General features: G+C 63.0%; 32 protein-coding genes and 1 tRNA gene. 12 read left to right on the top strand and 21 right to left on the bottom strand.

Going from position 1 to position 24,893, the window contains the following annotated elements; genetic code table 11:
- Positions 1-11: 11 nt before the first annotated feature.
- Complete coding sequence (locus ACLBKS_RS11225) at positions 12-800, bottom strand: SCO family protein (protein ID WP_410192889.1); 789 nt, start codon at positions 798-800, stop codon at positions 12-14.
- Positions 721-1,497: an SURF1 family protein gene (locus tag ACLBKS_RS11220; protein WP_410193043.1), complete on the bottom strand. Its 777-nt coding sequence runs from the start codon at positions 1,495-1,497 to the stop codon at positions 721-723. The genes ACLBKS_RS11225 and ACLBKS_RS11220 overlap by 80 nt, the downstream gene beginning before the upstream one ends.
- 33 nt (positions 1,498-1,530) lie before the next feature.
- On the opposite strand from ACLBKS_RS11220, the gene ACLBKS_RS11215 reads away from it, so the two are divergent.
- The gene (locus tag ACLBKS_RS11215; protein WP_410192888.1) at positions 1,531-1,752 is read left to right on the top strand and encodes a twin transmembrane helix small protein; all 222 of its coding nucleotides are present in this window, start codon (positions 1,531-1,533) and stop codon (positions 1,750-1,752) included.
- 75 nt (positions 1,753-1,827) lie between these two features.
- On the opposite strand, the gene ACLBKS_RS11210 is transcribed toward ACLBKS_RS11215, so the two are convergent.
- The 7 genes from ACLBKS_RS11210 to ACLBKS_RS11180 all read right to left on the bottom strand — a co-directional run bounded on the left by ACLBKS_RS11210 (position 1,828) and on the right by ACLBKS_RS11180 (position 7,671).
- A complete protein-coding gene (locus ACLBKS_RS11210) occupies positions 1,828-2,712 on the bottom strand; it encodes a cytochrome c oxidase subunit 3 (protein ID WP_410192887.1) in 885 nt (294 codons plus the stop codon).
- A gap of 62 nt (positions 2,713-2,774) precedes the next feature.
- Positions 2,775-2,999 carry a DUF2970 domain-containing protein gene (locus ACLBKS_RS11205; RefSeq protein WP_410192886.1) on the bottom strand — a complete coding sequence of 75 codons (225 nt, stop codon included), beginning with the start codon at positions 2,997-2,999 and terminating at the stop codon, positions 2,775-2,777.
- Entirely contained in the window at positions 2,996-3,586 is a 591-nt protein-coding gene (locus ACLBKS_RS11200) for a cytochrome c oxidase assembly protein (protein WP_410192885.1), read from the bottom strand. Before ACLBKS_RS11200 ends, ACLBKS_RS11205 begins: the two co-directional genes overlap by 4 nt.
- Positions 3,587-3,606: 20 nt before the next feature.
- A complete protein-coding gene (locus tag ACLBKS_RS11195; protein ID WP_410192884.1) occupies positions 3,607-3,723 on the bottom strand; it encodes a cytochrome oxidase small assembly protein in 117 nt (38 codons plus the stop codon).
- Between the two features lie 32 nt (positions 3,724-3,755).
- Positions 3,756-5,387: a cytochrome c oxidase subunit I gene (gene ctaD / locus ACLBKS_RS11190; RefSeq protein WP_410192883.1), complete on the bottom strand. Its 1,632-nt coding sequence runs from the start codon at positions 5,385-5,387 to the stop codon at positions 3,756-3,758.
- A gap of 41 nt (positions 5,388-5,428) precedes the next feature.
- Complete coding sequence (gene coxB, locus ACLBKS_RS11185) at positions 5,429-6,610, bottom strand: cytochrome c oxidase subunit II (protein ID WP_410192882.1); 1,182 nt, start codon at positions 6,608-6,610, stop codon at positions 5,429-5,431.
- A gap of 143 nt (positions 6,611-6,753) precedes the next feature.
- Positions 6,754-7,671 carry a class I SAM-dependent methyltransferase gene (locus ACLBKS_RS11180; protein WP_410192881.1) on the bottom strand — a complete coding sequence of 306 codons (918 nt, stop codon included), beginning with the start codon at positions 7,669-7,671 and terminating at the stop codon, positions 6,754-6,756.
- A gap of 63 nt (positions 7,672-7,734) precedes the next feature.
- Here ACLBKS_RS11180 and ACLBKS_RS11175 point away from each other — a divergent pair, with 63 nt between their 5' ends.
- Together ACLBKS_RS11175 and trmL are read left to right on the top strand one after the other, a co-directional pair.
- Positions 7,735-8,484 carry a phosphoribosyltransferase family protein gene (locus ACLBKS_RS11175; RefSeq protein ID WP_410192880.1) on the top strand — a complete coding sequence of 250 codons (750 nt, stop codon included), beginning with the start codon at positions 7,735-7,737 and terminating at the stop codon, positions 8,482-8,484.
- A 34-nt stretch (positions 8,485-8,518) separates the two neighbouring features.
- Positions 8,519-8,983, top strand: a complete 465-nt coding sequence (trmL, locus tag ACLBKS_RS11170; protein ID WP_410192879.1) for a tRNA (uridine(34)/cytosine(34)/5-carboxymethylaminomethyluridine(34)-2'-O)-methyltransferase TrmL — start codon at positions 8,519-8,521, stop codon at positions 8,981-8,983.
- Between the two features lie 83 nt (positions 8,984-9,066).
- Here the strand turns inward: trmL and ACLBKS_RS11165 are convergent, their stop codons facing one another.
- From ACLBKS_RS11165 to ACLBKS_RS11115, 11 genes are all read right to left on the bottom strand, one after another.
- A complete protein-coding gene (locus ACLBKS_RS11165) occupies positions 9,067-9,534 on the bottom strand; it encodes a MaoC family dehydratase (protein WP_410192878.1) in 468 nt (155 codons plus the stop codon).
- A gap of 69 nt (positions 9,535-9,603) precedes the next feature.
- Positions 9,604-10,233, bottom strand: coding sequence for an AAA family ATPase (locus ACLBKS_RS11160; RefSeq protein WP_410192877.1), 630 nt, complete (start codon positions 10,231-10,233; stop codon positions 9,604-9,606).
- Between the two features lie 96 nt (positions 10,234-10,329).
- The gene (locus ACLBKS_RS11155; RefSeq protein WP_410192876.1) at positions 10,330-12,249 is read right to left on the bottom strand and encodes a monovalent cation:proton antiporter-2 (CPA2) family protein; all 1,920 of its coding nucleotides are present in this window, start codon (positions 12,247-12,249) and stop codon (positions 10,330-10,332) included.
- Positions 12,246-12,794: an NAD(P)H-dependent oxidoreductase gene (locus ACLBKS_RS11150; RefSeq protein ID WP_410192875.1), complete on the bottom strand. Its 549-nt coding sequence runs from the start codon at positions 12,792-12,794 to the stop codon at positions 12,246-12,248. Before ACLBKS_RS11150 ends, ACLBKS_RS11155 begins: the two co-directional genes overlap by 4 nt.
- Before the next feature lie 109 nt (positions 12,795-12,903).
- Positions 12,904-13,494: a malonic semialdehyde reductase gene (locus tag ACLBKS_RS11145; protein WP_410192874.1), complete on the bottom strand. Its 591-nt coding sequence runs from the start codon at positions 13,492-13,494 to the stop codon at positions 12,904-12,906.
- Positions 13,495-13,567: 73 nt separating this feature from the next.
- Positions 13,568-13,996, bottom strand: coding sequence for an organic hydroperoxide resistance protein (locus ACLBKS_RS11140; RefSeq protein ID WP_410192873.1), 429 nt, complete (start codon positions 13,994-13,996; stop codon positions 13,568-13,570).
- Between the two features lie 32 nt (positions 13,997-14,028).
- Positions 14,029-14,493, bottom strand: coding sequence for a MarR family winged helix-turn-helix transcriptional regulator (locus ACLBKS_RS11135; RefSeq protein WP_410192872.1), 465 nt, complete (start codon positions 14,491-14,493; stop codon positions 14,029-14,031).
- A gap of 150 nt (positions 14,494-14,643) precedes the next feature.
- The gene (locus ACLBKS_RS11130; RefSeq protein WP_410192871.1) at positions 14,644-15,651 is read right to left on the bottom strand and encodes a Bug family tripartite tricarboxylate transporter substrate binding protein; all 1,008 of its coding nucleotides are present in this window, start codon (positions 15,649-15,651) and stop codon (positions 14,644-14,646) included.
- A gap of 23 nt (positions 15,652-15,674) precedes the next feature.
- The gene (gene pcaF, locus ACLBKS_RS11125; protein WP_410192870.1) at positions 15,675-16,880 is read right to left on the bottom strand and encodes a 3-oxoadipyl-CoA thiolase; all 1,206 of its coding nucleotides are present in this window, start codon (positions 16,878-16,880) and stop codon (positions 15,675-15,677) included.
- Positions 16,881-16,923: 43 nt separating this feature from the next.
- Positions 16,924-17,568 (bottom strand): 3-oxoacid CoA-transferase subunit B, encoded by a 645-nt coding sequence (locus tag ACLBKS_RS11120; protein ID WP_410192869.1) that lies wholly within the window; start codon positions 17,566-17,568, stop codon positions 16,924-16,926.
- 16 nt (positions 17,569-17,584) lie between these two features.
- Complete coding sequence (locus ACLBKS_RS11115) at positions 17,585-18,301, bottom strand: 3-oxoacid CoA-transferase subunit A (RefSeq protein WP_410192868.1); 717 nt, start codon at positions 18,299-18,301, stop codon at positions 17,585-17,587.
- A gap of 113 nt (positions 18,302-18,414) precedes the next feature.
- Here ACLBKS_RS11115 and ACLBKS_RS11110 point away from each other — a divergent pair, with 113 nt between their 5' ends.
- Both ACLBKS_RS11110 and ACLBKS_RS11105 read left to right on the top strand, forming a co-directional pair.
- Positions 18,415-19,224 carry an IclR family transcriptional regulator C-terminal domain-containing protein gene (locus ACLBKS_RS11110; RefSeq protein WP_410192867.1) on the top strand — a complete coding sequence of 270 codons (810 nt, stop codon included), beginning with the start codon at positions 18,415-18,417 and terminating at the stop codon, positions 19,222-19,224.
- Positions 19,225-19,231: 7 nt separating this feature from the next.
- Positions 19,232-19,693 (top strand): DUF1841 family protein, encoded by a 462-nt coding sequence (locus tag ACLBKS_RS11105; RefSeq protein WP_410192866.1) that lies wholly within the window; start codon positions 19,232-19,234, stop codon positions 19,691-19,693.
- A gap of 106 nt (positions 19,694-19,799) precedes the next feature.
- On the opposite strand, the gene ACLBKS_RS11100 is transcribed toward ACLBKS_RS11105, so the two are convergent.
- On the bottom strand, positions 19,800-20,480 hold the full coding sequence (locus tag ACLBKS_RS11100; protein ID WP_410192865.1) for a c-type cytochrome: 681 nt from the start codon (positions 20,478-20,480) through the stop codon (positions 19,800-19,802).
- 142 nt (positions 20,481-20,622) lie between these two features.
- Between ACLBKS_RS11100 and ACLBKS_RS11095 the strand changes: the two genes are divergently transcribed.
- From ACLBKS_RS11095 to ACLBKS_RS11065, 7 genes are all read left to right on the top strand, one after another.
- Positions 20,623-21,465 carry an AAA family ATPase gene (locus tag ACLBKS_RS11095; RefSeq protein ID WP_410192864.1) on the top strand — a complete coding sequence of 281 codons (843 nt, stop codon included), beginning with the start codon at positions 20,623-20,625 and terminating at the stop codon, positions 21,463-21,465.
- Positions 21,466-21,569: 104 nt separating this feature from the next.
- Positions 21,570-21,791, top strand: a complete 222-nt coding sequence (locus tag ACLBKS_RS11090) for a hypothetical protein (protein WP_410192863.1) — start codon at positions 21,570-21,572, stop codon at positions 21,789-21,791.
- Between the two features lie 47 nt (positions 21,792-21,838).
- Entirely contained in the window at positions 21,839-22,468 is a 630-nt protein-coding gene (locus tag ACLBKS_RS11085; protein ID WP_410192862.1) for a GNAT family N-acetyltransferase, read from the top strand.
- Positions 22,469-22,504: 36 nt separating this feature from the next.
- Positions 22,505-23,707 (top strand): vWA domain-containing protein, encoded by a 1,203-nt coding sequence (locus ACLBKS_RS11080; protein WP_410192861.1) that lies wholly within the window; start codon positions 22,505-22,507, stop codon positions 23,705-23,707.
- A 113-nt stretch (positions 23,708-23,820) separates the two neighbouring features.
- Positions 23,821-23,895: transfer RNA gene (locus tag ACLBKS_RS11075), tRNA-Arg, on the top strand.
- A gap of 37 nt (positions 23,896-23,932) precedes the next feature.
- Positions 23,933-24,172: an AbrB/MazE/SpoVT family DNA-binding domain-containing protein gene (locus ACLBKS_RS11070; RefSeq protein WP_410192860.1), complete on the top strand. Its 240-nt coding sequence runs from the start codon at positions 23,933-23,935 to the stop codon at positions 24,170-24,172.
- Positions 24,173-24,214: 42 nt separating this feature from the next.
- Positions 24,215-24,643, top strand: coding sequence for a type II toxin-antitoxin system VapC family toxin (locus tag ACLBKS_RS11065; protein ID WP_410192859.1), 429 nt, complete (start codon positions 24,215-24,217; stop codon positions 24,641-24,643).
- Positions 24,644-24,893 lie beyond the last annotated feature (250 nt).

Here is a 24,893-nt window from a genome sequence, read left to right as displayed (position 1 = left end):
CGTTCATGCTCTTACCGCCCCGTTGGCTCCCGGCCTTCCTTGTCCCAGGAGGACGACGCTCGCAACAGCCGCTCCAGGTCACGCTTGGCCTTGGGTGCGGTGTCCATCGTCATCGGCGCGGGAAAGCGCATCATCCAGTTGCCCATGGGATCCACCACGTAGAGGGGGGCCTCAAGCGACTGCCCGGCCACTGGCGTCAGCCATGACGCCAGGACCTCGGGCGCCACGCGCAACACAGTCGCCTGCTGCAAGCCAGCGCTCAAGACCTCGGACACCGGCTGGGCATCGTTGATCAGCCAGACCCAATCCATGCGGTCTTTCTCACGCCCCATGCCCTCACGCAACTGGCGCTGGAAATACAACCTCTGCTGACAAACCTCGTTGCAAGCACCGCCACCGACGCTCACCAGCAGCCATTGACCCTTGAGGCTGTCCAGCGACACAGAGCGTCCCTCCAGATCCACCGCTTGCGCCAAGGGCAGCGGGCGCTGAGGATGGATGAGTTCACCAAAGTTGCGGCGCCCCTCCGGCCGGATCACGTAGTAAGTGAAATAGGAAGCCACCACCGGCGCGGCGCACACGAGCAACACCATGAGCATCTTCCAACGGCCCACGCGCGTGCGGCGCGCCGCCTGCTCACTCTCGGCCAGCGCGGAACCCGGCTCAGGCAGTCCGTGGACGGTCAAACCGAGCACTTGGTCATGATCGGCGTGGCCCTGATCAGCGCGCGGCATCGACGCTGCCGCGGTTGCCGAATCGGAACCGGGGGAAGAAGCGTGAGAGGATTTGGAACCAGCCATATAGAAGAATGATCAAGAAGCAGAGACCGAACCACTGAAACGCATAGCCATAGTGCCGGTCCACGCCGCTGTCGGGCTTTGGCCAGTCGCGCAGCAAGCCATCGGCTAGTGCACGGTCGGGCTCCGCATTGATTTGCTGAAGGGTCAGCCACGCCAGCGGCAAACCAGTTTCCGCGCGAAAAGCGTCCAAATCCAAATTCTGCCGGATTGCACCACGTTCGGTGGCCCCCAACTCGTAAAGCCGTGCCGGTGGCGGCGACAAGATGCCGCTCACTTCCACCTGGCCCATGGGAGTCTGCAGTTCGGGCAAACGGGTTCGGTCCTCGAAGTTGCGAGGCATCCAGCCCCGCTGCACCCAAAGCACACCACCGCCCTCGAGCCTCAAGGGTGTCACCACAAAGAAGCCTGGCCGACCGTGCATCTGGCGGTTATCCAGCCAGACCGTGTGCTCCGCGAGCCAAACACCGCGAACCAGCACCCTGCGATGCAACAATGCCGTGGAGGGCTCGCGCGCGGTCACGGCGTCGGCTTCCGGACGCTGGACATTGATCAGCGGTTCGCTGGCCCGGGCATCTATGGCCGCTTGCAAGGCCTCTTTTTGCGCAGCGCGGCTCAACTGCCAGCGCCCCAACGACGCGGTCACGGCCACGCCCAGTACCGCGGCCACCGTCACCCACCAGAAGCGGGGCCCCAGCATCGGAGGAAATGCGGTCACGCGATAATCCCCGACATGAAATACATCGTCGCCCTGGCCTTTTTGGCCATCCTTGCCAGCCTGGGCTCGGCCCTGTTCTTCATGTTGAGGGACGGTCGCAACGGGCAACCCAAGACAGCCCGCATGGCGCGGGCCTTGGGGTTTCGCGTGGGATTCTCCATCCTGATCTTTCTGTGCATCCTGCTGGCCTGGAAACTGGGCTACATCCATCCGACTGGCATCAACGCCGGTCAATAGAACGTTCGGCAGACTCGCGCAAAAGACAAAAGCCGCTGATCGGCCGTCAGCGGCTTTGGGTGCTTACAGCCTAGATCAGAGCCAGTACACCAGAATGTAAAGGCCCAGCCAGACCACGTCCACGAAGTGCCAGTACCAGGCTGCGCCTTCAAAGCCGAAGTGGCGCTGAGGCGTGAAATGGCCCTTCATCAGACGCAGGGTGATGAAGAGCAGCATCAGCATGCCCACGAACACGTGCAAGCCGTGGAAGCCGGTCAGCATGAAGAAGGTGGAACCATACACACCGGACGAGAGCTTGAGGTTCAGGTCGGTGTAGGAGTGGTAGTACTCATACCCTTGCACGAACAGGAACACCAAACCGAGCAGCACGGTGATCCACATGAAGCCGATGGTCTTGGAACGATTGCCAGCCTGCAGCGCATGGTGGGCAATGGTCAGCGTCACGCCCGAAGTCAGCAGTAGCGCGGTGTTGATCGTGGGCAGCCAGAACGGGCCCATGGTCTGGAAAGGCTCAATGATGCCGGCCGGGGAAGCCGTGGCACCCGGAGCCACGCTGGGCCAGACGGCCTTGAAATCAGGCCAGAGCACGGCATTGTCCAAGCTGCCCAGGGCAGGCACGGAGTGCACTCGCGCCCACCAGAGGGCGGTGAAGAAGGCGCCAAAGAACATGACCTCCGAGAAGATGAACCAAGTCATGCTCCAGCGGTAGGAAATGTCGATCTTGTGGCCGTATTGACCGCCCTCGCTCTCAGCGATGGCATCGCGGAACCACTGGTACAGCACCACCAACCACCAGACCAGTCCCAAGGCCAGGGACCACTTGCCCCAGTCGTGTCCGTTGACCCATTGGCCAGCGCCCAAAATGACGAAGAACAGGCCAATGGACGCCATCACGGGATGGCGGGACGGACCCGGCACAAAGTAGTACGGGGCGCTGCCGTGTGCGGTGGTTGAACTCATGATTACTCCAATCCTTCGCTTGGGTTTTCTTTTGGAATCTGAAAGTTTGCGATCGCTGTAGCCTAGGCAGACACTGCGAATTTCACCGCCAGCATCAAGATGCCGATGAAGATGAAGACACCGATGATGCCTGCGGCGATCAAGTGGTAGGGCTTGAGACGTCCAATATCGTCCTGGAAATCCTTACCACGGCGAATGCCGAGGAAAGACCAGGCCACAGCCTTGGCCGTCGCCCAGAAGGACGACGTCGGTCCCCCACGGTCTTCTTGAATGACGGGGTCACTCATGAGGCCCCCTGCCCTTCTTCGGCCTTGCGAGCTGCGGTGGGCGCCGGTGGGGTCTTGCTGCCGACTTCAAAGAAGGTATATGAGAGGGTGATCGTGGTGACGTCCCGAGACAGCTTGGGGTCGATCACGAAGACCACCGGCCATTCCTTCTTCTCCCCAGGCGCCAGGGTGTACTCATTGAAGCAGAAACATTCCAGCTTGTTGAAATGCGCTGCCGCTTGGCGAGGCGCATAACTGGGGATGGCCTGGGCGGACATGCGCCGATCCTGCACGTTTTGGAACTCGTACATCACCGTGACGAGCTCGCCCGGATGCACCTGCATGGAACTTTGAGCGGGCTTGAACTGCCACGGGCCGCGGGCGTTCGCATCGAATTCAACCGTGATGGTGCGGCTCGTGTCGACCTGGGTGTTACTGGCCACTTGGGGGCGGCTCAAGCCACGCTCGCCAATCGCGAGCACGTTGATGCCGGTGAATTCACAGATGGCCTGATAGAGCGGAACCAAGGCATAGCCAAAGGCAAACATGCCCGCCACGATCACCGTGAGCTTGCCCACCATGCGCAGGTTTTCACGCCGTAGGTTCATCGCCTTGTTCCGCTGACCGATCAGTGCCCGAAGAAGACGAACTTAGCCACGAAACCACAGAAGAAAACCAAGGCCACCGAGGCCAAGATCAGGCCTAGGCGCACATTGGCTCTTTTCTGTTCAGGTGTGGTCGGCATGGCAGCTTCGTCTTTGGGATGCGTGGGTACGCTCAACCGACAATCTTCGTCGCCGTGGCGTCGAGTTTGGGCGGCGTTTCAAAGGTGTGGAAAGGCGCGGGAGAAGGAACTTCCCACTCCAGGCCCTCGGCCGCCTCCCAGGGCTTCTGAACTGCCTTTTCGCCCTTGCCGCGCATGGCGGGCAGCACGACAAACAGGAAGAAGTAGACCTGCGCCAGACCGAAGCCCAAGGCACCCACCGAGGCGATCGCGTTGAAATCAGCGAACTGCATCGGATAGTCGGCGTAACGGCGCGGCATGCCCGCCAGGCCCAAGAAGTGCATCGGGAAGAAGGTGATGTTGAAGGCAATCATCGACCACCAGAAGTGCAGCTTGCCGCGGAACTCGCTGTACATCACGCCGGTCCACTTGGGCAGCCAATAGTAGACGCCCGCAAACATGGCGAACAAGGAGCCCGCCACCAGCACGTAGTGGAAGTGGGCCACCACGTAATAGGTGTCCTGCAGCTGGATGTCGATGGGCGCCATCGAGAGAATCAGACCGGTGAAACCGCCCATCGTGAACACGAAGATGAAGCCCACGGCCCACAGCATCGGGGCTTCGAAGGTCATGGAGCCGCGCCACATCGTCGCCAGCCAGTTGAAGATCTTCACGCCCGTGGGCACGGAGATCAGCATCGTGGCGTACATGAAGAAGAGCTGACCCGTGACCGGCATGCCGGTGGCATACATGTGGTGCGCCCAGACGATGAAGGACAGGATGGCGATCGAGGCGGTCGCATACACCATCGAGGCGTAGCCGAACAGTTTCTTGCGCGCGAAGGCCGGCACGATGGCACTGACGATGCCGAAGGCCGGCAAGATCATGATGTAGACCTCGGGGTGACCGAAGAACCAGAAGATGTGCTGATACATCACCGGGTCACCGCCACCGGCGGGGTTGAAGAAGGTGGTGCCAAAATGGCGATCCGTCAACGTCATGGTGATCGCGCCAGCCAGCACGGGCATCACGGCGATCAGCAGATAGGCGGTGATCAGCCAGGTCCAGCAGAACAGCGGCATCTTCATCAGCGTCATGCCGGGCGCGCGCATGTTCAGGATGGTCACGATGATGTTGATCGAGCCCATGATGGACGAGGCACCCAGGATGTGCATGGCGAAAATGCCGGCATCCATGGAAGGGCCCATCTGCAGGGTCAGCGGTGCGTAGAGTGTCCAGCCAGCTGCGGGGGCGCCACCCGGCATGAAGAAGGACGCCACCAGCATGATGGCCGCAGGGATCATCAGCCAGAAGCTGAAGTTGTTCATCCGCGCGAAGGCCATGTCGGAGGCGCCAATCTGCAGCGGAATCATCCAGTTCGCGAAGCCCACGAAGGCCGGCATGATGGCACCGAACACCATGATCAGGCCGTGCATGGTGGTGAGCTGGTTGAACAACTCGGGGTTCACGATCTGCAACCCGGGCTGGAACAACTCGGCGCGAATCAGCAAGGCCAGCACGCCGCCGATCATCAACATCGTGAAGGCGAACAGCAGGTACAGCGTACCGATGTCCTTGTGGTTGGTCGCGAAGACCCAGCGCCGCCAGCCCGTCGGGGCATGGTGGTGATCGTCATGGTCATGGGCATGACCGGCGTGGTGGGAATGGTCGAGAACGGCGCTCATGATGACTTCCTTCTTCAACTCTTTCTATGTTCTGGCGCGGCTCAGCGCGCGGCCTTCACGTCGGAAGGCTGGACCAGGAAACCCGTCTTGTTCGACCAGGAGTTCTTGGTGTAGGTCATGACGGCGGCAATTTCCGTGTCGCTCAGCTGCCTCCAGGCTGGCATCGCGCCCTTGCCATTCAGCAAAATCGTGAGCTGCTTGCTCTTGTCGGCGTCCAGCACGACCGGCGAGCCATCCAGCGGCTTGAACGGGCCTGCGCCCTTGCCATTGGCCTGATGGCAGACCGCGCAATTCGCGGTGTAAACCTTCTCGCCGCGCGCGACGAGGTCATTCAGCACCCAGACCTTGTTGGGGTCATCGGCCTTGGCAGCCATCGCTTTTTTCTCGGCATCCACCCACTTGGTGTAGTCCTCAGCGGAAACCACCTTCACGTGAATGGGCATGTAGGCGTGCTCCTTACCGCAGAGCTCAGCGCACTGACCGTAAAAATCGCCCGTCTTTTCAGCGCGGAACCACGTGTCTCGAACGAAGCCAGGAATCGCATCCTGCTTGATGCCGAAGGCAGGCACCATGAAGGAGTGAATGACGTCGTTGGCCGTGGTGATGATGCGCACCTTCTTGTCGACCGGAACGATGAGGGGTTTGTCGACCTTCAGCAGGTAATTGTCCGTGGGCGGCGGGTTGCCCGACTCGGACATCTGGCGGTGGCTCACGTCGAGGGTGGACACAAAACCGAGGCCCTCACCCTCACCCTTGAGATAGTCATAGCCCCACTTCCACTGGTAGCCGGTGACTTTGATGGTCAGGTCTGCGTTGCTGGTGTCTTTTTGAGCGACCACGGCCTTGGTGGCGGGCAGGGCCATCAAGATCACGATGATGAAAGGCACGACCGTCCAAGCGATTTCAACGCCCACGGATTCATGGAAATCAGCCGACTTCGCGCCCTTGCTCTTGCGATGCTTGTAGATCGAATAGAACATGACGCCGAAAACGCCGATGAAGATCACCGTGCAGATGATCAGCATCATCCAGTGCAGCCATTGCTGCTCGGCGGCGATCTTGGTCACGGCGGGACCCAGGTTGAGCTGATTGACGGCAGGACCGCCAGGCAGATCATTGACAGCCGCGTGAACGGCGGCGAAACCGGCCGTCGCGGCCCAGACTCCCACGGATGCGCCAGCCGCGAGCAACAGTGAAGCCAGTTTGTCTGCAATGCTCTTCATCATGTTCACTTCTTGAAGGTCTTGAATATTCTCGGATTGCCCGGACTTTAGCGGCAACCGCGCCGGCGCGTGAGCGAAAAAATGCCCGCAGCCCGGACTGTGGCAATCTGCAGCGGCGGATTGTAGCCGAGCCCCCTCGCGGCTCAATTGCGGCGGCGCTGTAGTTGACCGCGCAACTCATCCACGGAAAGCCGCGTTTCGGGGGTGATGGCCAGCCTGCGCTCGGGCTTGAGGGCGTGACCGTAGATGATTTCGAACGTCAGCCGCAGCCGCCCCCCTTGGGCGGGGTCGGCCAGCCGCCCAAGATGGGTCAGGAGGCGCTGATGCCACCCCCTGCCTCGCAAGCCGGGAAAACGCCCCGGGTGCAAATTGCGCCCCAATTCGCGCAACTCGCGCAGAAGCCGCTTGGGGGAATCGAAGGTCAACTCGATGCGTTCCATGTCCATGACCGGCTCGGCAAACCCGGTCGCGACCAACATATCCCCCCAATCGTGCATGTCGGTGTACTCGTGCGCCGGCGGTTGCCACCCGAGGCTGGCGTAAAGCTCGCGCAATTCACGCAGGGTGTCTGGCCCGAAACAGGAGAACATCAGCACGCCATCGACATTCAGTGCCGCGTGCCACGCGCGCATCAAAGCCAGCGGCTCGTCGGCCATGTGCAGGCTCATGTTGGCCCAGAGCAGATCCACGGTCGGGCTCTGCCCAGGCGACCAAGCAGTTGGCCCCGCCACTTTCAACCAGTTTGCCCAAGTCCGCCACCAGGGGCCGCGCGCCGCGCGCCGCGCCCAGGCGGCTTCTTCGGGGATGGCCGCATGCATCGAAACGGGAACGCCAGGGTAGCGCTGGACCAGCTGCTGGTGCACGGATAAGCCGCCGCGCACTGGCTCCCAGTGCAGCCAGTTTCGTGGCTGGCGGACTATCCAGGACAGCCGATCCTCCATGCGCCGAGCCACTTCCTCGTGCAACCAAGCGGATGCGAATCGATCCTCAAGGGTGTGGGGGCGCTGGCGCCAACGCAATGCGGCGACTGGATCGATCGTCGGAGGGCGGGTATCGTTCATGGGCAGCGCGCGAGTATAGAAAGATCGGGTCGCAAGCGTCGCCGCGTCTGCCAAACTCCCTCCATGTTCCGTGACCTGCTGTCCCGACTCGCCTCAGGCCCAAGGCTGCCCAGCCAGTGCGCCATCTGCCGTGCCTGGCCTGCCCAACCTCTGTGCGCGACCTGCCTGCGACGCTTCGCGTCGCCCAGGCCTCGGTGCCGCGCCTGCGCCCTGCCGGTGGCGGAAGGCATGGACGTCTGCGCGGTCTGTCTGCTCTGGCCTCGGTTTGGCGAGCCGACCGGCGGCAAGGCACCGCTGGACCAATTGGACCGCTGCCACGCTGCGGTGGACTACGACTGGCCCTGGAACGATCTGGTCGGGCGCTACAAATTCAGCCCCGAACCCGGCTGGGCCTCCGCACTGGCCGAACTGATGCGCGCCGCGCCCGGTGCCGCAGAGGCGCTGGACAACGCGGACGCCGTGCTACCGCTGCCGCTGACCCCAACTCGCCTGCGCGAGCGAGGTTTCAATCAGGCCCTGCACCTGGCGCGTCGGCTGGCGCCCAGCAAGACCCACTCGGACTGGCTGCAGCGCCTGCGCCACACCCCAGACCAGCACAGCTTGCCTCGCGACGAGCGCCTGCTCAACGTGCAGGACGCCTTCGCCGTGTCCCCCAGTAAACGCCACCGGATTGAGGGCCGGCGCCTGCTTTTGATCGACGACGTCATGACCACCGGCGCCACCTTGAACGCTGCGGCGGCAGTGCTGCGCGAGGCTGGCGCAGCCGAAATTTGCGCCCTGGTGCTGGCGCGCACGCCCCTGGAAGGCGGGTGAACGTTGCCACGGGACGCCAGCGACAATCCGGGTCATGTTCCGCATCGTCTTGGTTCATCCCGAAATTCCGCCCAACACGGGCAATGTCATCCGCCTGGCCGCCAACACCGGCTGCGCCCTGCATCTGATTGAGCCGCTGGGCTTCGCAATGGAAGACCGCCTGCTCAAGCGCGCCGGACTGGATTACCACGAGTACGCCGAAGTACGCCGCCACGCCAACTGGGACGCCTTTTTGACCGCCGAACGGCCGGACCCCGCGCGCATGTATGCGCTCACGACGCGCGGCACACGCGTGGTCCATGACCTGGCCTTCCTGCCGGGTGACTGGCTGGTGTTCGGCGCAGAGACCAGCGGCCTCCCACCCGAGGTGCGGGCTCAATTCGCCACCGAGCGGCAGCTCAAGCTACCCATGCGTGCCGGCCAACGCAGTCTGAACCTCAGCAACGCGGTGGCAGTGACGGTGTTCGAAGCCTGGCGGCAGAACGGTTTCGCGTCCTAGCCGGTCAAGCTGCTGTCGAGCCTGCCGCGCAGCCCACTCGCAGGCTGCGCCAAAAAGAAAAGACCGCGATGGAGTAGCCGGGTTCAGGGGTAGCGGCGCACCAGGGCTTCGGCCACGCAGACCGGCTTGTCCGCGCCCTCTCGCTCCACCGTGACGTTCCAGGCCAGCTGCAGGCCACCATGCTCGATCGATTCGGCGCGTAACAACGTCATGCGTGCGCGCAAGCGGCTGTTCACTGGCACTGGGGCGGTGAAACGGACTTTGTTGAGCCCATAGTTGACGCCCATGCCGGACTCGGCGATCTCAAAAGCCATCTCGAAAAAGCGCGGCAACAAGGACAAAGTCAAAAAACCATGGGCGATCGGTACGCCGAAAGGCCCGGCCTTGGCGCGTTCCTCGTCCACGTGAATCCACTGGTGGTCCCCCGTGGCCTGGGCAAACAGCCGAATCTGTTCCTGCGTGACGGTGAGCCAGTCGCTGACGGCCACTTCCTGACCAACGCAGGCGGCCAGTTCGGCCAGGGTGCGGAATGTTCTGACGGGTGTACTCATGATGGGCCCGGGTCTCCTCTTGATTCAGCCCCTCCAGGGGAGGGTCCACTGTAACGAGAGAACCCGGGCTCAGGCGTCAAGCCAGCGACACAGCTCGGCCCACTGGGCCAGGTCTTTCTCCACCCGACCCGGCGTGACATCAAAGAGCGTCAAGCCCTGGGCGGCGAGATGCACGTAGTTCTGTGTCTCGCGCAGGCTCGCCAGCAAGGGCAGGCCCAGGCCCTCGACGAACTCACGCAAATGTTCGGCGGCCAATGTGCGTCCATGCACGCGCATGCCAACAACGCCCATCCGCAGGTTCCGGGGCGCCAACGCCTTGACTTCGTCGAGGAAGGCGCGGGTCGCGAAGATGTCGAACACACTGGCCTGCAGGGGCACGATGAGTTTGCTGGCGTGCGCCAGCGCGTCCTTGAGGCGCGCGCCGGTGAATCCGGCGGGCGTGTCAAGGACGACATGGGTGACGCCCTTGGGCAGCTTGGCCACCTTGGCCCCGCCCTGAGCCGCATCCACCATGTCCCAACCGACGATGGGCGGCACCGTTGCGGGCCGCAGACTCAGCCACAGGCGTGAAGACTGCTGACGGTCCGCGTCACCCAGCATGACGGCATGACCCCGGCTGGCGTAATACCCCGCGACCTGGGTGGACAGCGTGGACTTGCCCACGCCGCCCTTGGGATTGGCAATCACAACAATCGGCATCGGGCGCTCCCTGCTGTTGATGGCCGCCGATGGCAAGGGCCTGGCGGTCCGCAGTGATGTTAGCGCAGCGCGCCCATCCCACCACAGCCGCCGCCTTCAGGGCCGCTCGTCGCGGGCGCGCCGCTCACTCGCCTCCCAATCGTGGCCTTCCTTGCCCCGATGCGCGGTTTCCTCCCGCAATTGGCGCTCAAGCTCCTCGCGGCTGGTGCGCACGGCCTGGATGTAGTCCTTGAATTCGGCTTTTTCGCGCATGCGGGCGAAGGCATCCACTTGCCGCTCATTGGCCAGTCGGAAGCCATCGGCCATTTCCTTGGCCTCATAGGCACCCACGCCCAACACCTCCAACACATGCCGACCAAGACGCAGCGAGCTTTCGTAGACCTCTCGCTGAGCCACGTGGGCTCCGATCTTGCGCAACTCGTAGTAATGCGAGACGTCGTAGGCGCGCGCGAGCACCTGCAGATGGGGGTAGGCCTGGCGAGCACGTTCAACGATGGTCATGGCGGCCTCTTTGTCGTCCACGGCCACCACCAACACCTTGGCCTGCGCCGCGCCCGCCGCCTGCAGCAAATCAAGCCGTGTCGCATCGCCGTAATAGACGTGGAAGCCGAATTGCCGCATGCTTTCGATGTGCTGCGCGTCGCTGTCCATGATGGTGCTGACGACACCATTGGCCAGCAGCAAGCGGCCCACCATCTGACCGAAACGGCCGAAGCCCGCGATGATCACCGGGCTGTGATCCATCTCGGTGTCGTAATCCCGTTCCGACTCGTTGATGCGCCGCCGCGCGCACCGCGAGACCCAACGGCCATGCGCGATCAACATCAGCGGCGAGAGCACCATCGACAGAATGATGACTGCCGTGTAAACGGAATTGACCTCCGCCTCCATCAAGCCCACCGAAGTCGCGGCGGCGTACAGCACGAAGGCGAATTCCCCGCCCTGAGCCATCAGCACCATGCGTTCCAGGGCCATCTCGTGGCTGCTCTTCACCAGCCGCGCGACCGCATAAATGGCCGCCGACTTGAGCAGCATGTAAGCGACCACGCTGGCTAACACCAGTCGCCATTGCGCTGCGATGACAGTCAGGTCCATCGACATGCCCACGGCGAGGAAGAAGAGCCCCAGCAGCAGGCCCTTGAACGGTTCCACGTCGGCTTCGAGTTGGTGGCGAAAAGAGGACTCGGCCAGCATCACCCCAGCGATGAACGCGCCCATGGCGGTCGAGAGCCCGCCCAGGTCCATCCACAAGGCCGCGCCGAGCACTACGAGCAGGGCCGCCGCCGTCATGACTTCACGGGAGCGTGCGGCGCTCAGCAACACGAAGAGCGGGTTCAGCAACCAGCGCCCCACGGCCAGCAGCACCAAAAATGCGCCCAGGGCCAGGCCGATGTTCAGCACCCTCGCCTGCCAGCCCAACGCCACGTGCCCGCCATCGTGCCCACCTGGAGCGATGAAGGTCACGATGGCCAGCAAGGGCACGATCAGCAGGTCTTCCAGCAGCAGGATGGAAACCACCTTTTGCCCCGCCGGGCTGGCCAGTTGCTTGCGCTCGACCAGCATCTGCATCACGATGGCCGTGGACGTCAGTACAAAGCCGGTGCCCGCCACCCAGGCCTGCGCCCAATCCAATCCAAGCGCAACACCCGCGGGCGTCAGCAGCACCATCGCGAGGCCCACCTGCAGCACACCCAGTCCGAATATCTGCCGCCGCATCTGCCACAGGTGCGCGGGCCGCATCTCCAGGCCGACGATGAACAAGAACATCACCACGCCCAGCTCCGCAGTTTGCAGGATGGTGGCCGGATCATGAATCAACCCGAGCACCGAAGGGCCGATTAACAGCCCGGCGGCCAGATAGCCCAGCACGGCGCCCAGGCCCAGGCGCTTGAACAAAGGCACCGCGATGACCGCCGCCGCCAGGAGCGTGACCACGGGTACCAGATTGGGGCCATGCCCCCCGGTGGCGGCAGCGGCGGCGTGCGCTGCGTCTTGCACCGCAAGGGCGGCACTCATGCCTCGCCCCCAAGCAATTCGACCAATCGATTGCGGTAACTTCTGGCCGCTTCGGCCAACGTCACGGTGTCCAGTTGACCGGTGCCATACACGATGTGCGGCTCCAGCCATTCCATGCCGCAATAGAGGGCGGTCTGACGAATTGGTGCGCCCATCTCATGCACGGTGTGCTGGTTGTAGCCATCCCGACCGTAGGCGGCTTGCGCACCACCGGTGGTGACGGTCCAAAGCAGTCGCTTGCCTTGCAGCGCTTGCACGCGCTGGCCAGCGGCGTCATGCCCGTAAGCCCAGCCGTAGGCCAGCACCTTCTCGAACCACAGGCTCAGCAACGCGGGGGTGTGGTACCAGCGCATGGGGTGCTGCAGCACGATGATTTGGCTCTCGGCCAGCGCCGCCTGCTCCGCCGCCGCGTCGATGTGGAAATCGGGGTAGAGGGTGTAGAGGTCGCGCGTGCGAACGCCCTGCAAATCATCCACCGCTTGCCGCAAGGCCCGGTTGACGCGTGAATGCAGGGGATAGGGATGGGCGTAGATCAGCGTGAGCATGCAGCGTCGATTCTGCATCAATGCCCAGGCTGCTCGCCCACACGGAGAGATGCCGGTTCGGAAACGAACATCGCGCCGCAGCTAGCGACGTCGGCGACGTGCGCAGTGCTCAAAGCACGGTGCAGGCCTGTTCGAAACTCAGACGCCCATTGCGTGCGAACTCTTTGCTGTGGTCGGCGTAGCCCAGGTTCAGCACGAAATTGACGCTGTAGCGACCATCGGGGAAGAACTCGGCGTTGACCTTGGCGGCGTCGAAACCGGCCATGGGGCCACAGTCCAGGCCCAGGGCCCGCGCGGCAAGGATGAAGTAGGCCCCACCCAGCGCGCCATTGAGGCCGGCCATTTTGCCTGCCAGGGCGGGATTGCCTTCGAGCATCTCTTTTGCGCCTGCGCCGTGCCAGATCTGAGGCATGTGTTCATAGAACTTGCTGTCAGTGGCCACCAGCACGGTGACGGGGGCGCTGCGCGTCTTGTCCACATTGCCCGCGGCCATCAGGGGCAACAGGCGGGACTTGGCCTCCGACGTCGTGAGGAACACGTAGCGCGTGGGCTGGGAATTCATGGCCGTCGGCGCCATCCGGGCCAACTCATAGACCTGCTGGAGCAGTTGCGGAGCAACCGGTCGATCGAGGAATCCGTTGGCGGTGCGCGCGGCGAGGAACAGTTGATCGAGCGACTTGGAATCGATGGGATGTGCCATGGATCAGTACCTTGAAGCAGAGTAGCGAGTGCTCGAAATTACCCCCCGCCGCGCGTCACCGCGCGGCGCGTCCTCAGACCAGGCGCAGGTCCACGACGATGTTGCCGCGCGTGGCGTTGGAGTACGGGCAGACTTGGTGCGCGGTGTTCACCAGATCCTGCGCCACGGCGCGGTCCAGGCCCGGCAAGCTCACTGCCAGGCGGGCAGCAATGCCAAAACCCTGGGGAATCGGGCCGATGTCCACTTCGGCGTCGATCGAGGCATCGGCCGGCACGGCAATCTTCTTCATGCTGGCGACGTGCTTGATGGCGCCCATGAAGCAGGCCGAGTACCCGGCGGCAAAGAGCTGCTCGGGATTGGTGGCGCCCCCGGCACCGCCCATGGCCTTCGGCGGGGACAGTTTGACGTCCAGCAGGCCGTCGTCGCTGGTGGAACGGCCTTCACGGCCACCGGTGGTGTGGGCCTTGGCGGTGTAGACGACTTTTTCGAGAACGTTGGGCATGGTGAGCTCCTGGTTGGTGGTGGTGAAAAAACTCAGGCTCGCGCCTGGGCAGCCTGCAGGCGATCGCGCAATTGCTGCACCTGCTGGGTCAGAGATGCGATCTCGCTCAAGGAACACTGCATGGTTTCGAACATGCAAGCGGGAATAGGTTCGGCCTGGGCCTTGAGTCGGCGGCCGGCAGCGGTCAACTGGATCAGCACGCGCCGCTCATCCGCTGCGTCGCGCAAGCGGCTGATGTACCCTGCCGCCTCCAGCCTCTTGAGCAGGGGCGTGAGCGTGCCGGAGTCGAGGTAGAGCCGCTCGCCCATCTCGGAAACGGTCAGACCGTCACGCTCCCACAGCACCAGCATGGCCACATATTGGGGATAAGTCAGGCCCAACAGATCCAAGTGCGGCTTGTAGGCCTTGGACATGGCATGGGAGGCCGAGTACAGCGCAAAGCATAACTGGCGGTCCAGCTGAAGTGCGGCATCTGAAGTGAGCTTGGAGGGCGGCATGGGCTGAATTATTGCTCAAAATTAAATTTTGCGCAATACAAATACCGCACCACCCTTTTCCAGTTAGGGGATCTGCCACTCGAACATGACGCAGCCCGGCACATGGCCGAACTTGCGCCCATTCGTGCAAGGTGGAGCGCGGAGCGGGTTTCAATCCACGCTTGCGCCTGACTCCTGAACCACCTTGCGCCACTTGATCGCCTCAGCGGCGATGAACGCGTCAAACTGCCGCGGCGTTTCGTAGACCGGCTCAGCACCGAGGTCGGCGAGCTTGGCCTTCACCTCGGCCTTGCCCATGACTCTGCCCAAAGCTGTGTGCACCGCGGCGATCACGTTGGCGGGCGTCTGCGCTGGAGCGAACAGACCAAACCAAGAGGTCGCCTCGTAGCCTTTGACAAACTCGCCGATCGCCGGAGTGTCCGGCAACTCGGGAGCGCGCTTTGGCGTCGTCACCGCCAAGGGCACCAGCTTGCCCGCCTTCACGTGAGGCAAGGCGGATGGCATGTTGTCGAACATGATGTCGATCTGACCGGCCAGCAGGTCAGCCATGGCGGGTCCACTGCCCTTGTAAGGCACGTGGATCATGTCCACCCGGGCAAGAGACTTGAAAAGTTCACCCGACAGATGCACCGAGGTACCGCTGCCCGAGGATCCGAAGTTCACCTTGCCCGGATGGGCCTGCGCATAAGCAATCAGTTCGGGCACGGTTTTGTAGGGCTTGTCGGGATGCGCGACCAAAAGATTGGGCACGTTGGCTACACGCGAGATGGCCGCCATGTCCTTGATCGGATCGAAACTCATCTTCTTGTAAAGGAAGGGGTTGATGGTCTGCGTGCCCACCGCGCCCATGTACAGCGTGTAGCCGTCAGGAGCCGACTTGACCAGAAAGGCACCACCGATGTTGCCGCCCGCGCCTGGTTTGTTGTCCACAAGCATGGGCTGTTTCAGCTCTTCGCCCAGGTGCTGGCCCACCACACGCGCCAGGATGTCGGTCGCTCCGCCCGCTGCGAACGGCACGACGATGGTGATGGCCCGGCTGGGATACGGCTGGGCCTGGGCTGTCGCGCCAAAGACAAGCAAGGCCCATGCACTGGTTGCTGCCAGGGTCATCTTGGCCAAGGCACGAAGGCGCTGGATTCCTGTGAAAGTACGGCTCATGGGCTTGTCTCCTTGTAGAAATATCAGACCTTTTCGAGCACGACCGCGATGCCTTGCCCTACGCCGATGCACATGGTGCACAAGGCATAACGTCCCCCACGGCGGTGCAGCTGGTTGACGGCGGTGGTGGCGAGGCGTGCGCCGCTGGCACCCAGCGGATGGCCCAACGCAATCGCCCCGCCCCAAGCGTTGACTCGCGCGTCGTCGTCCTTCACACCCAGCAGACGCAACACGGCCAGGCCCTGTGCGGCGAACGCTTCGTTGAGTTCGATCACGTCCATTTGCTCCAACGTCAGGCCGGTCTGTTCGAGCACCTTTTGCGTGGCCGGTGCCGGGCCGATGCCCATGATGCGCGGCGCCACACCGGCCGTCGCCATGCCGACCACGCGGGCGCGCGGCGTCAATCCGTGGTGAACGGCGGTTTTTTCGTCGGCCAGCAGCAGGGCGCAGGCACCGTCGTTGACGCCACTGGCATTGCCCGCCGTGACCGTGCCCTCGGGCCTCACCACACCCTTGAGTTTGCCCAAGGCCTCGAGACTGGTCTCGCGGGGATGCTCGTCATGCGCCACCACGAGGGGCTCGCCCTTCTTCTGCGGGATCGTCACCGGCGTGATCTCAGCCGCGAGGTGGCCCGCCTTTTGCGCGGCCACGACTTTGAGCTGCGAAGCCAGCGCCATTCGGTCCTGCGCTTCGCGCTCGATCTTGAAATCCACCGCCACGTTTTCCGCCGTCTCGGGCATGGCGTCCACGCCATACTGTTCTTTCATCAACTTGTTCACGAAGCGCCAGCCAATGGTGGTGTCGTAGACGGCGTTGGCGCGGCTGAAGGCTGATTCAGCCTTGGGCATCACGAAGGGCGCGCGGCTCATGCTCTCGACGCCACCCGCGATCATCAGATTGGCTTCCCCGCTCTTGATGGCGCGCGCCGCGCTGCCCACGGCGTCCAAGCCCGAGCCGCAGAGGCGGTTGATCGTCGCGCCCGGCACTTCAATCGGCAGCCCGGCCAGCAGCAGGGCCATGCGCGCCACGTTGCGGTTGTCCTCGCCGGCTTGGTTGGCGCAGCCATAAAGCACGTCGCTCACCGCGGCCCAGTCCACGCGAGGGTTGCGCGCCATCAGTGCCTTGAGGGGCACCGCACCGAGGTCGTCGGTGCGCACGGATGACAGGGCGCCGCCGTAGCGGCCGAAAGGCGTGCGAATGGCATCGCAGATGAAGGCTTGGCGGCTCATGGAGTCTCCTCGTTGTTCTGTCGTGGGATCTGCACTCGACGTTTCAGGCTGTCGCGATGGGCAGACCCACCATCTTTTCCAGTTCGGCGTGGCTCAGGCCCTCCACCTTGTCGACGAGCCGCAGGCCCTCGGGCGTGCAGGCGAAGGTCCCCACATCGGTGTAGACGCGCTTGACGCAGCGCAGGCCGGTCAGCGGGTACGTGCATGCACGCACAAGCTTGCTCTCGCCCTGCTTGGTGAGCAAATCCATCATCACCCAAGTCTGTTTGGCGCCGATGGCCAGGTCCATGGCGCCGCCCACGGCGGGGATGGCGCCAGGTTCGCCGGTGCTCCAGTTGGCGAGATCACCCGATGCGCTGACCTGAAAGGCACCGAGCACGCAGATGTCCAGATGCCCACCGCGCATCATCGCGAAGCTGTCTGCATGATGGAAAAAGGCGCCCCCAGGCAACAAAGTCACCGGCTGCTTGCCCGCGTTGATGAGGTCGTAGTCCCCTTGCCCCGGAGCTGGCGCGGGCCCCATGCCGAGGATGCCGTTCTCGCTCTGCAAGATGATCTCCAGCCCAGGGGGGATGTGGTTGGCCACCAGCGTGGGCTGGCCGATACCCAGATTGACCACCGCGCCGTCGGGGATGTCCAGGGCAACCCGCTTCGCCAGCTCGTCTTTGCTACGTTTTTGATAGCTCATGATCGTCTTCCTCTGATCAGGCTGCCTTCTTGAAGCCGCCGGCCTGGGTCGCCACGCGCGCGATCTTCACGACCTTGCTCACGAAGATGCCGGGCGTGACGATGGCTTCCGGGTCCAGCTCGCCCAGCGCCTTGATCTCGTGCACGGTCGCGATGGTCTGTTTGGCCGCCATGGCCATCACGGGACCAAAGTTGCGGGCGGCCATGCGGTAAGTCAGATTGCCCCAACGGTCGCCGGCCTCCGCCTTGATCAGCGCCACATCACCGTGGATGGGGTACTCCAACACATACTGCCTGCCGTTGATCTCGCGGGTTTCCTTCCTGGATCCGTCTGGATTTTTGGCGATTTCGGTTCCATAGCTGGTGGGGCAGAAAAAGGCCCCAATGCCCGCGCCCGCCGCGCGCATGCGTTCGGCCAGATTGCCCTGCGGCACCAACTCCAACTCCAGGTTGCCGCTGCGGTACAGCTCATCAAACACCCAGCTGTCCACCTGACGTGGAAAGCTGCAGATGATCTTGCGCACACGCCCCGTCTTGAGCAAGGCAGCCAGACCGGTGTCGCCATTGCCCGCGTTGTTGTTGACGACCGTCAGGTCCTTCGCGCCCTGCGCGATCAGGCCGTCGATCAATTCGATGGGAATGCCCGAGGTGCCGAAACCGCCGATCAGCACGGTGGACCCGTCCTTCACATCGGCGAGCGCTTGCGCCACCGAATCAACGATCTTGTCGATCATGCAATTGCTCCTGGCCTGATAGATCCATCCCGATTTCCGAATGCTGAATTTGTTCGTATATAGAACACTTGTTCGTATAATGAATTCTAGATCACCACACGCCCCTCACCCTCATGCCTCCTGTCCAGCCCGTGACACCCGCCGAAACCCAGCGCCCCGGCGACAGTTATGTGCAGTCCTTCGCGCGTGGGCTGGAGGTGATTCGCTCCTTCAGCGCGCAGGCGCCGCAACAGACGCTGAGCGAGGTCGCCGCGCGCACAGGCCTCACACGCGCCGGCGCGCGCCGCATCCTGCTGACCCTGCAGACTCTGGGTTACGTGGACAGTGACGGCAAGCTGTTTCGCTTGACAGCGCGCATCCTTGACCTTGGTTTTGCTTATCTGTCCTCGATGCCCATCTGGAGCTTGGCCGAACCGGTCATGGAGGCGCTGGTTGAAGAGGCGAAGGAGTCCTGCTCCGCTGCCGTGCTGGACGGTTCTGACATCGTCTACGTGCTGCGCGTGCCTACCCACAAAATCATGCGCAACACCCTGGGCATCGGTTCGCGGCTGCCCGCCTATTGCACGTCCCTTGGCCGGGTGTTGCTCGCGGGGCTGGACGATGAGACGGTGCTGCGCTGCCTTGAAGCCCATCCTCCCCGCCCCCTGACCCGTCACACCACCACGGACCCGCAAACCCTGCTCATCAAGATCCAGCAGGTACGCAAGCAAGGCTGGAGCTTGGTCAATCAAGAGTTGGAAGAGGGACTGCTGTCGCTGGCGGCGCCCATCCGCGACCGCGCGGGCCGAACCATCGCGGCCCTCAACCTGAGCGGTCAAGTGAACCGCACCAGTGCCAAGGTCGCGCAGGAGACCCTGCTACCCCCCTTGCTGCGCGCGGCACAAACTCTCAGTGAACGGCTGCGCCTGGGCCAGACGGGATAATCCACCCATGTTCCAGCCCTCCCATGCCGATGTACGGCGTTTCTTCTGCGCCGTGTACGCCAAATCCCGTGCCGGCCAGCCGATGGAAGCCATCGAACAGCTCGCCAGCCAGTGGATCGAGGAACACCCCGAGTACCACGCGGACCTGAGCGACGCGGACGCCGCCGTTGCCAAAGTGTATGAAGGGGGTTACGCGGCGCAACCCGACGGCACGCACGGGGCGTCCATGAACCCCTTCCTGCACCTCTCCATGCACCTGTCCATCAGCGAGCAGAGCAGCATCGACCAGCCCCGCGGCATCCGACAAGCCGTGGAGCTGCTGGCCGCGCGGCGCGGCGATCTGCATGCCGCCCACCACGACACCATGGACTGCCTGGGCAGCATGCTGTGGGAGAGTCAGCGCGCGGGGCGAGCGCCCGATGGCGAGGCCTACATCGCTTGTGTGCAGCGCAAGGCGACGCGGGACTGAAAAGTCGGCCACCGCAGGCCACCGGGCCGTGGCCCCCCGGTCTGAAATTTGGTGGAACAAAAAAGCCGCTCAGTGAGCGGCTTTTTTCAGGGGGACAGGAAACAAGTCAGCGGAAGCGGCTTTCGGGCACGGTCTTCAGGTCCCCAGGAAGGCTGCTGATGTAATTGGCCAGCTCCTTCAACTCGGCGTTGCTGAATTGCTTGGCGATGCCACCCATCACGCCATTGACGCGGCCCCAGGTCGCATGCGGCTCAGTCTTGTAGGACTTGAGCGCCACAAACAGGTAGTCCGCCGGCTGGCCAGCCACCTTCGGGTAACTGCCGTCGATCGGCTTGGCGAAACCTTCACCATGGCAGGAAATGCAGGCGCCCTTGGTCAGCAACTCGGCGACTTTGGCCGAGGAAGCCGGCGCAGCCTTGGCAGCCACCGTCAGGTTCTGGCCGTGCGTGGAGTAGTAAGCCGACAAATCAGCGATGTCTTGCTCAGTGAGGCTCTGAGCAATGCCACGCATCGATGGATGGCGGCGATCACCCTTTTGGTAGGCATTCAGCGCGGCCGTGATGTAGGCGGCGTTTTGACCCGAAATCATCGGTACCTGGTACACCTCGGGGAACGTGGCCTTGTAGCCCGGAATACCGTGGCAGCCAATGCACATGGCGTTCTTTTGCTCGCCTGCCTTGGCGTCCCCCTTGACCCCCTGGGCCGAAGCGGAGGCAGCGGAAAAAGCCGTCACGCCCGCGACAAGCAGGGAAGAAAGCGCCAGCGCCAAATTCTTGAGGTTCTTCATTTTGCGAGGACAATCAGCCTGTGGTTGAATCGTTCGGCGGCGATTATATCTGCGGGCTCCGCGCCCGCGTTCCCACCGCGACCCCAACAGCTTGAGCGCTGTCACGATTTGCCGGCTTGTCCCTTGCACCCATGATCCGCCCATGAAATTCCAAGGCTCCAAGAACTACGTCGCCACGCCGGACTTGATGCTCGCCGTCAACGCCGCCATCACCCTGAAACGCCCCCTGTTGGTCAAAGGCGAGCCCGGCACCGGCAAGACCCTGCTGGCCGAGGAGGCTGCCAAGGCCCTGGGCATGCCCCTCTTGGAATGGCACATCAAGAGCACGACCAAGGCCCAGCAGGGCCTGTATGAGTACGACGCGGTGAGCCGCCTGCGCGACAGCCAGCTTGGGGACGAGAAGGTCAAGGACATTCACAACTACATCGTCAAAGGCGTGCTCTGGCAGGCCTTCACGGCCGATCAGCCCGTGGCACTGTTGATCGACGAGATCGACAAGGCCGACATCGAGTTCCCCAACGACCTGCTGCGCGAACTCGACCGCATGGAGTTCTACTGCTACGAGACGCGCGAACTCGTCAAGGCCAAGCACCGCCCCCTGGTCTTCATCACCAGCAACAACGAGAAGGAACTGCCCGACGCCTTCCTGCGCCGCTGCTTCTTCCACTACATCAAGTTCCCCGACGCGGACACGATGAAGCAGATCGTGGCCGTGCACTTCCCTCATCTCAAGCAGGACCTGCTGAATGCCGCGCTCAAGACTTTCTTTGATCTGCGCAACCTGCCAGGCCTCAAGAAAAAGCCCTCGACCTCCGAGTTGCTTGACTGGCTCAAGCTGCTGCTGGCTGAGGACATCCCCGTCGATGCCCTGCACAGCCAAGACGACAAGGTCATCGTGCCGCCGCTGGCTGGCGCCCTGCTCAAGAACGAGCAGGACGTGAGCCTCTTCGAGAAACTCGTCTTCATGCAGCGCCACAACCGCTGAGCCTCGCAATCGCCACACTGCGGTCAAGCCAAATCCCCATTCGCGCGCCCCACAGCCGGGTCCCGCGACGCACATCACGAACTCACCCTCAAGCAAGAAAACCCATGAACCCCCAATTTCGCCAGGCATTCAAGGAAGGGCTGGCCGATGCCACCGGATTCGTCATCGGGGCGCTGGCAGGTTGGGGCCTGGGCCTGCTGCTCGGCCTGGACTTTTTCGCCACGCCCAACGCCTGGGGTTGGCGCGAAATCGGAGGACTGGTGCTGATTGCGCTGGGCTGCGGCCTCGGCAAAACCGTGGCGCGCCGCTTCATCGCCACGCGCTAACCACCCAACACCCATCTTCACTTTCATCTTCAGGAGCAGCGAGCACCATGGCGTTTGTTGAACCCGTCACCTTCCGCGGCCTGCACGTGCGTCTCGAGCCCCTGGCGCAGCGCCACCACGACGATCTGGTGGAAGCCGTGCAGGACGGGGATCTTTGGAAGCTCTGGTACACCAGCGTGCCCACGCCCGAGGGCATGAAGGCGGAGATTGACCGCCGGCTCGGCCTGCAGGCCCAAGGCAGCATGATGCCCTTCGCCGTGGTGCTGCCCGACGCGGCTTGGGCGGGTGACTTGGCCAACCGCGCGGTCGGCATGACCACTTACATGCACATCGACGCCACGAACCGGCGCGTCGAGATCGGCAGCACTTGGTACCGCCGCGCTGTGCAGCGCAGCCCCATCAACACCGAAAGCAAGCGCCTGCTGCTGGGCCACGCCTTCGAAACGCTGAATTGCATTGCCGTGGAGTTCCGCACCCACTGGTTCAACCAGGCCAGCCGCGCCGCCATCGAACGCCTGGGCGCCAAGCTGGACGGCGTGCTGCGCAGCCACCAAATCAACCCGCATCCGGACGCCAAAGGCACGTTGCGCGACACCTGCGTTTACAGCATCATCGCCAGCGAGTGGCCCTCGGTGAAAGCCCATCTGGACTACCAGTTGAGCAAGCCGAGACTCTGAGGCGCCCCTCTCCCACCACACACGGGGAGCAAGACCATGCTCATTGACTTCTTCTACACCCTGCGCGCCGCCAAGCTGCCGGTGTCGGTCAAGGAGTACCTGACGCTGCTGGAAGCGTTGAAAGAAGGCGTGGTCGGTCCGGCATCGGGAGACGGCGAAGCGGGAGGCTACAAGGTCGATGACTTCTATTACCTGAGCCGCGCCACGCTGGTGAAGGACGAGAAGCATTTCGACAAATTCGACCGCGCCTTTTCAGCCTACTTCAAGGGTGTGGAGCTGCGGGCCGACTTCACGCAGGAGATTCCACTGGAATGGCTGCGCAAGAACCTGGAACTCCACCTCAGCCCCGAAGAGAAAGCCGCGATCGAGAAGCTGGGGTGGGACGAGTTGATGGAAACGCTCAAGAAGCGTTTCGAGGAACAGAAAGAGCGTCACGAAGGCGGCAACAAGTGGATCGGCACCGGCGGCACGTCTCCGTTCGGCGCCAACGGCTACAACCCCCAAGGCATCCGGATCGGCCAGGAGAAGGGCCGCAACAAAAGCGCGGTGAAAGTCTGGGATCAGCGCGCCTACCAGGACTACGACGACGGCCAGGAACTCGGCACGCGCAACATCAAGGTGGCCTTGCGACGGCTGCGTCGCTTCGCGCGCGAAGGCAACGAGCTGGAGCTGGCGCTGGACGACACCATCCGCGCCACGGCAGCCAATGCTGGCTACCTCGACATCAAGCTGGTGCCCGAACGCCACAACAACGTCAAGGTGCTGCTGCTCATGGACGTCGGCGGCACCATGGACGAGCACATCCAGCGCGTGGAGGAACTTTTCAGCGCAGCCAAGGCCGAGTTCAAGCACTTGGAGTTCTACTACTTCCACAACTGTGTCTATGACTTCATGTGGAAGAACAACCGCCGCCGCTTCAGCGAGAAGTTCGCGACCTGGGACATCATCCGCAAGTACAACAAGGACTACAAACTCATCTTCGTCGGCGACGCGACCATGAGCCCCTATGAAATCATCCAGCCCGGTGGCAGCGTCGAGTACCACAACGAAGAAGCGGGAGCAGAGTGGCTGCAACGCCTGACCCATGCGTTTCCCAAGTTCGCCTGGATCAACCCGGAGCCGCAGGGCGCCTGGCAATACCGACAGAGCATCTCGATCGTGCAGCAGTTGATGAACCAGCGCATGTACCCGCTGACACTGCGTGGACTGGAAGAGGCGATGCGGCTTCTGACCAAATAACGAGCACCGTGCCCGTTGCTCCCTTCACCCTCGGGAGGGGGAAGGGCCGGGGATGGGGGAGCCTACAGGCGGCCACTCGGCGGCGGGGAAGGGCATTTAGAATGCCCTTCCCCGCCGCCGTAGTTCAATGGATAGAACGAGCGCCTCCTAAGCGCTAGATACAGGTTCGATTCCTGTCGGGGGCGCCAGCCTCCATCCTCTCAGCCCAACATCGTCGCGCCGATCATGAACCTTCAAGCCACGAAATCGGACCATGGCCTGAACCTGCGCCTGCCCGAGGAATTTGTGCGCCGCCATAGCTTGCAAGACGGCGCCAAGCTCCAAGCCGAGATCGGCAAGGACGGCTCACTCACGCTGAAGCCTGCTGGCTGGGATCGCGCCGCTTTCGCAGCGGAACTCGATGCTTCGCGCGCGGCCTTGCCGGCCAGCCGGGCCGCTCTCGAGTCCCTGCGCGGCGGCCTTTGAGCTCCGCCGCGGGGCCCTCACTCCTGTCGTTTCCCCGGACCGATGATCTACGTCGACACCACCGTGATTGCCGCCCTCCTGATGCAGGAGCCCAATAGCTCGGCCGCCGCCAGTTGGTACACCGCCAGCGAGGACGAGTTGGTCTCCAGCGTCTGGACCATGACCGAGTTCAGCCAAGTGCTGGGCTGGAAACAGCGCGGCCAGCAGTTGAATACCGATAAGGCGCGTGGCGTCTGGGAGAGTTTTCAACGGTTGATTGGCAACGACCTGCGTCTCTTGCCCGTGGACGCACTGGACTACCACCGCGCCTCACAGCTGGCTCAAGATCCCGCCAGCCAACTGAGTGCCTCGGAAGCCCTGCACTTGGCATGCGCCGAACGCGCCCGTGCCCAAGGTGTTGCAACGCTCAATGAGCACCTGGCGCGACAGGCTCAGAAACTCAAGCTCAAGCCGGTACCCCTTACGGCATAAGGGCTGAATCAGGCGCCCCAGCGACGCTGAACAGCGGCAGGGTGATTTCGCGCACGAATCGCTTTTGTATCCACCCGTATCGACCTCTCACATTGTCGACACGAAGGCGAGCGATCAGACTGGCCCTCCGATACAAAGCTACAAACCCATACAAATCGCCCGATGCCAGCCGTGGTGCTAGGCACCCGCATCCGGCACACTGCCGCGGTTGTCGCTTGTCACCCGGCGCCACGCCAGTGTTTGGCGTTTC

The organism is Hylemonella sp. W303a, assembly GCF_046452315.1.
In the GTDB taxonomy this organism is placed as follows: domain Bacteria; phylum Pseudomonadota; class Gammaproteobacteria; order Burkholderiales; family Burkholderiaceae_C; genus Hylemonella.
This window is presented reverse-complemented; position numbering and strand designations above follow the sequence as displayed.

Bases quoted from the DNA above. Each gene is read 5' to 3' on its own strand.
- ACLBKS_RS11225 (WP_410192889.1), bottom strand. From the start codon at position 800: ATGGCTGGTTCCAAATCCTCTCACGCTTCTTCCCCCGGTTCCGATTCG.
- ACLBKS_RS11220 (WP_410193043.1), bottom strand. From the start codon at position 1,497: ATGCTGGGGCCCCGCTTCTGGTGGGTGACGGTGGCCGCGGTACTGGGC.
- ACLBKS_RS11215 (WP_410192888.1), top strand. From the start codon at position 1,531: ATGAAATACATCGTCGCCCTGGCCTTTTTGGCCATCCTTGCCAGCCTG.
- ACLBKS_RS11210 (WP_410192887.1), bottom strand. From the start codon at position 2,712: ATGAGTTCAACCACCGCACACGGCAGCGCCCCGTACTACTTTGTGCCG.
- ACLBKS_RS11205 (WP_410192886.1), bottom strand. From the start codon at position 2,999: ATGAGTGACCCCGTCATTCAAGAAGACCGTGGGGGACCGACGTCGTCC.
- ACLBKS_RS11200 (WP_410192885.1), bottom strand. From the start codon at position 3,586: ATGAACCTACGGCGTGAAAACCTGCGCATGGTGGGCAAGCTCACGGTG.
- ACLBKS_RS11195 (WP_410192884.1), bottom strand. From the start codon at position 3,723: ATGCCGACCACACCTGAACAGAAAAGAGCCAATGTGCGCCTAGGCCTG.
- ctaD (WP_410192883.1), bottom strand. From the start codon at position 5,387: ATGAGCGCCGTTCTCGACCATTCCCACCACGCCGGTCATGCCCATGAC.
- coxB (WP_410192882.1), bottom strand. From the start codon at position 6,610: ATGAAGAGCATTGCAGACAAACTGGCTTCACTGTTGCTCGCGGCTGGC.
- ACLBKS_RS11180 (WP_410192881.1), bottom strand. From the start codon at position 7,671: ATGAACGATACCCGCCCTCCGACGATCGATCCAGTCGCCGCATTGCGT.
- ACLBKS_RS11175 (WP_410192880.1), top strand. From the start codon at position 7,735: ATGTTCCGTGACCTGCTGTCCCGACTCGCCTCAGGCCCAAGGCTGCCC.
- trmL (WP_410192879.1), top strand. From the start codon at position 8,519: ATGTTCCGCATCGTCTTGGTTCATCCCGAAATTCCGCCCAACACGGGC.
- ACLBKS_RS11165 (WP_410192878.1), bottom strand. From the start codon at position 9,534: ATGAGTACACCCGTCAGAACATTCCGCACCCTGGCCGAACTGGCCGCC.
- ACLBKS_RS11160 (WP_410192877.1), bottom strand. From the start codon at position 10,233: ATGCCGATTGTTGTGATTGCCAATCCCAAGGGCGGCGTGGGCAAGTCC.
- ACLBKS_RS11155 (WP_410192876.1), bottom strand. From the start codon at position 12,249: ATGAGTGCCGCCCTTGCGGTGCAAGACGCAGCGCACGCCGCCGCTGCC.
- ACLBKS_RS11150 (WP_410192875.1), bottom strand. From the start codon at position 12,794: ATGCTCACGCTGATCTACGCCCATCCCTATCCCCTGCATTCACGCGTC.
- ACLBKS_RS11145 (WP_410192874.1), bottom strand. From the start codon at position 13,494: ATGGCACATCCCATCGATTCCAAGTCGCTCGATCAACTGTTCCTCGCC.
- ACLBKS_RS11140 (WP_410192873.1), bottom strand. From the start codon at position 13,996: ATGCCCAACGTTCTCGAAAAAGTCGTCTACACCGCCAAGGCCCACACC.
- ACLBKS_RS11135 (WP_410192872.1), bottom strand. From the start codon at position 14,493: ATGCCGCCCTCCAAGCTCACTTCAGATGCCGCACTTCAGCTGGACCGC.
- ACLBKS_RS11130 (WP_410192871.1), bottom strand. From the start codon at position 15,651: ATGAGCCGTACTTTCACAGGAATCCAGCGCCTTCGTGCCTTGGCCAAG.
- pcaF (WP_410192870.1), bottom strand. From the start codon at position 16,880: ATGAGCCGCCAAGCCTTCATCTGCGATGCCATTCGCACGCCTTTCGGC.
- ACLBKS_RS11120 (WP_410192869.1), bottom strand. From the start codon at position 17,568: ATGAGCTATCAAAAACGTAGCAAAGACGAGCTGGCGAAGCGGGTTGCC.
- ACLBKS_RS11115 (WP_410192868.1), bottom strand. From the start codon at position 18,301: ATGATCGACAAGATCGTTGATTCGGTGGCGCAAGCGCTCGCCGATGTG.
- ACLBKS_RS11110 (WP_410192867.1), top strand. From the start codon at position 18,415: ATGCCTCCTGTCCAGCCCGTGACACCCGCCGAAACCCAGCGCCCCGGC.
- ACLBKS_RS11105 (WP_410192866.1), top strand. From the start codon at position 19,232: ATGTTCCAGCCCTCCCATGCCGATGTACGGCGTTTCTTCTGCGCCGTG.
- ACLBKS_RS11100 (WP_410192865.1), bottom strand. From the start codon at position 20,480: ATGAAGAACCTCAAGAATTTGGCGCTGGCGCTTTCTTCCCTGCTTGTC.
- ACLBKS_RS11095 (WP_410192864.1), top strand. From the start codon at position 20,623: ATGAAATTCCAAGGCTCCAAGAACTACGTCGCCACGCCGGACTTGATG.
- ACLBKS_RS11090 (WP_410192863.1), top strand. From the start codon at position 21,570: ATGAACCCCCAATTTCGCCAGGCATTCAAGGAAGGGCTGGCCGATGCC.
- ACLBKS_RS11085 (WP_410192862.1), top strand. From the start codon at position 21,839: ATGGCGTTTGTTGAACCCGTCACCTTCCGCGGCCTGCACGTGCGTCTC.
- ACLBKS_RS11080 (WP_410192861.1), top strand. From the start codon at position 22,505: ATGCTCATTGACTTCTTCTACACCCTGCGCGCCGCCAAGCTGCCGGTG.
- ACLBKS_RS11070 (WP_410192860.1), top strand. From the start codon at position 23,933: ATGAACCTTCAAGCCACGAAATCGGACCATGGCCTGAACCTGCGCCTG.
- ACLBKS_RS11065 (WP_410192859.1), top strand. From the start codon at position 24,215: ATGATCTACGTCGACACCACCGTGATTGCCGCCCTCCTGATGCAGGAG.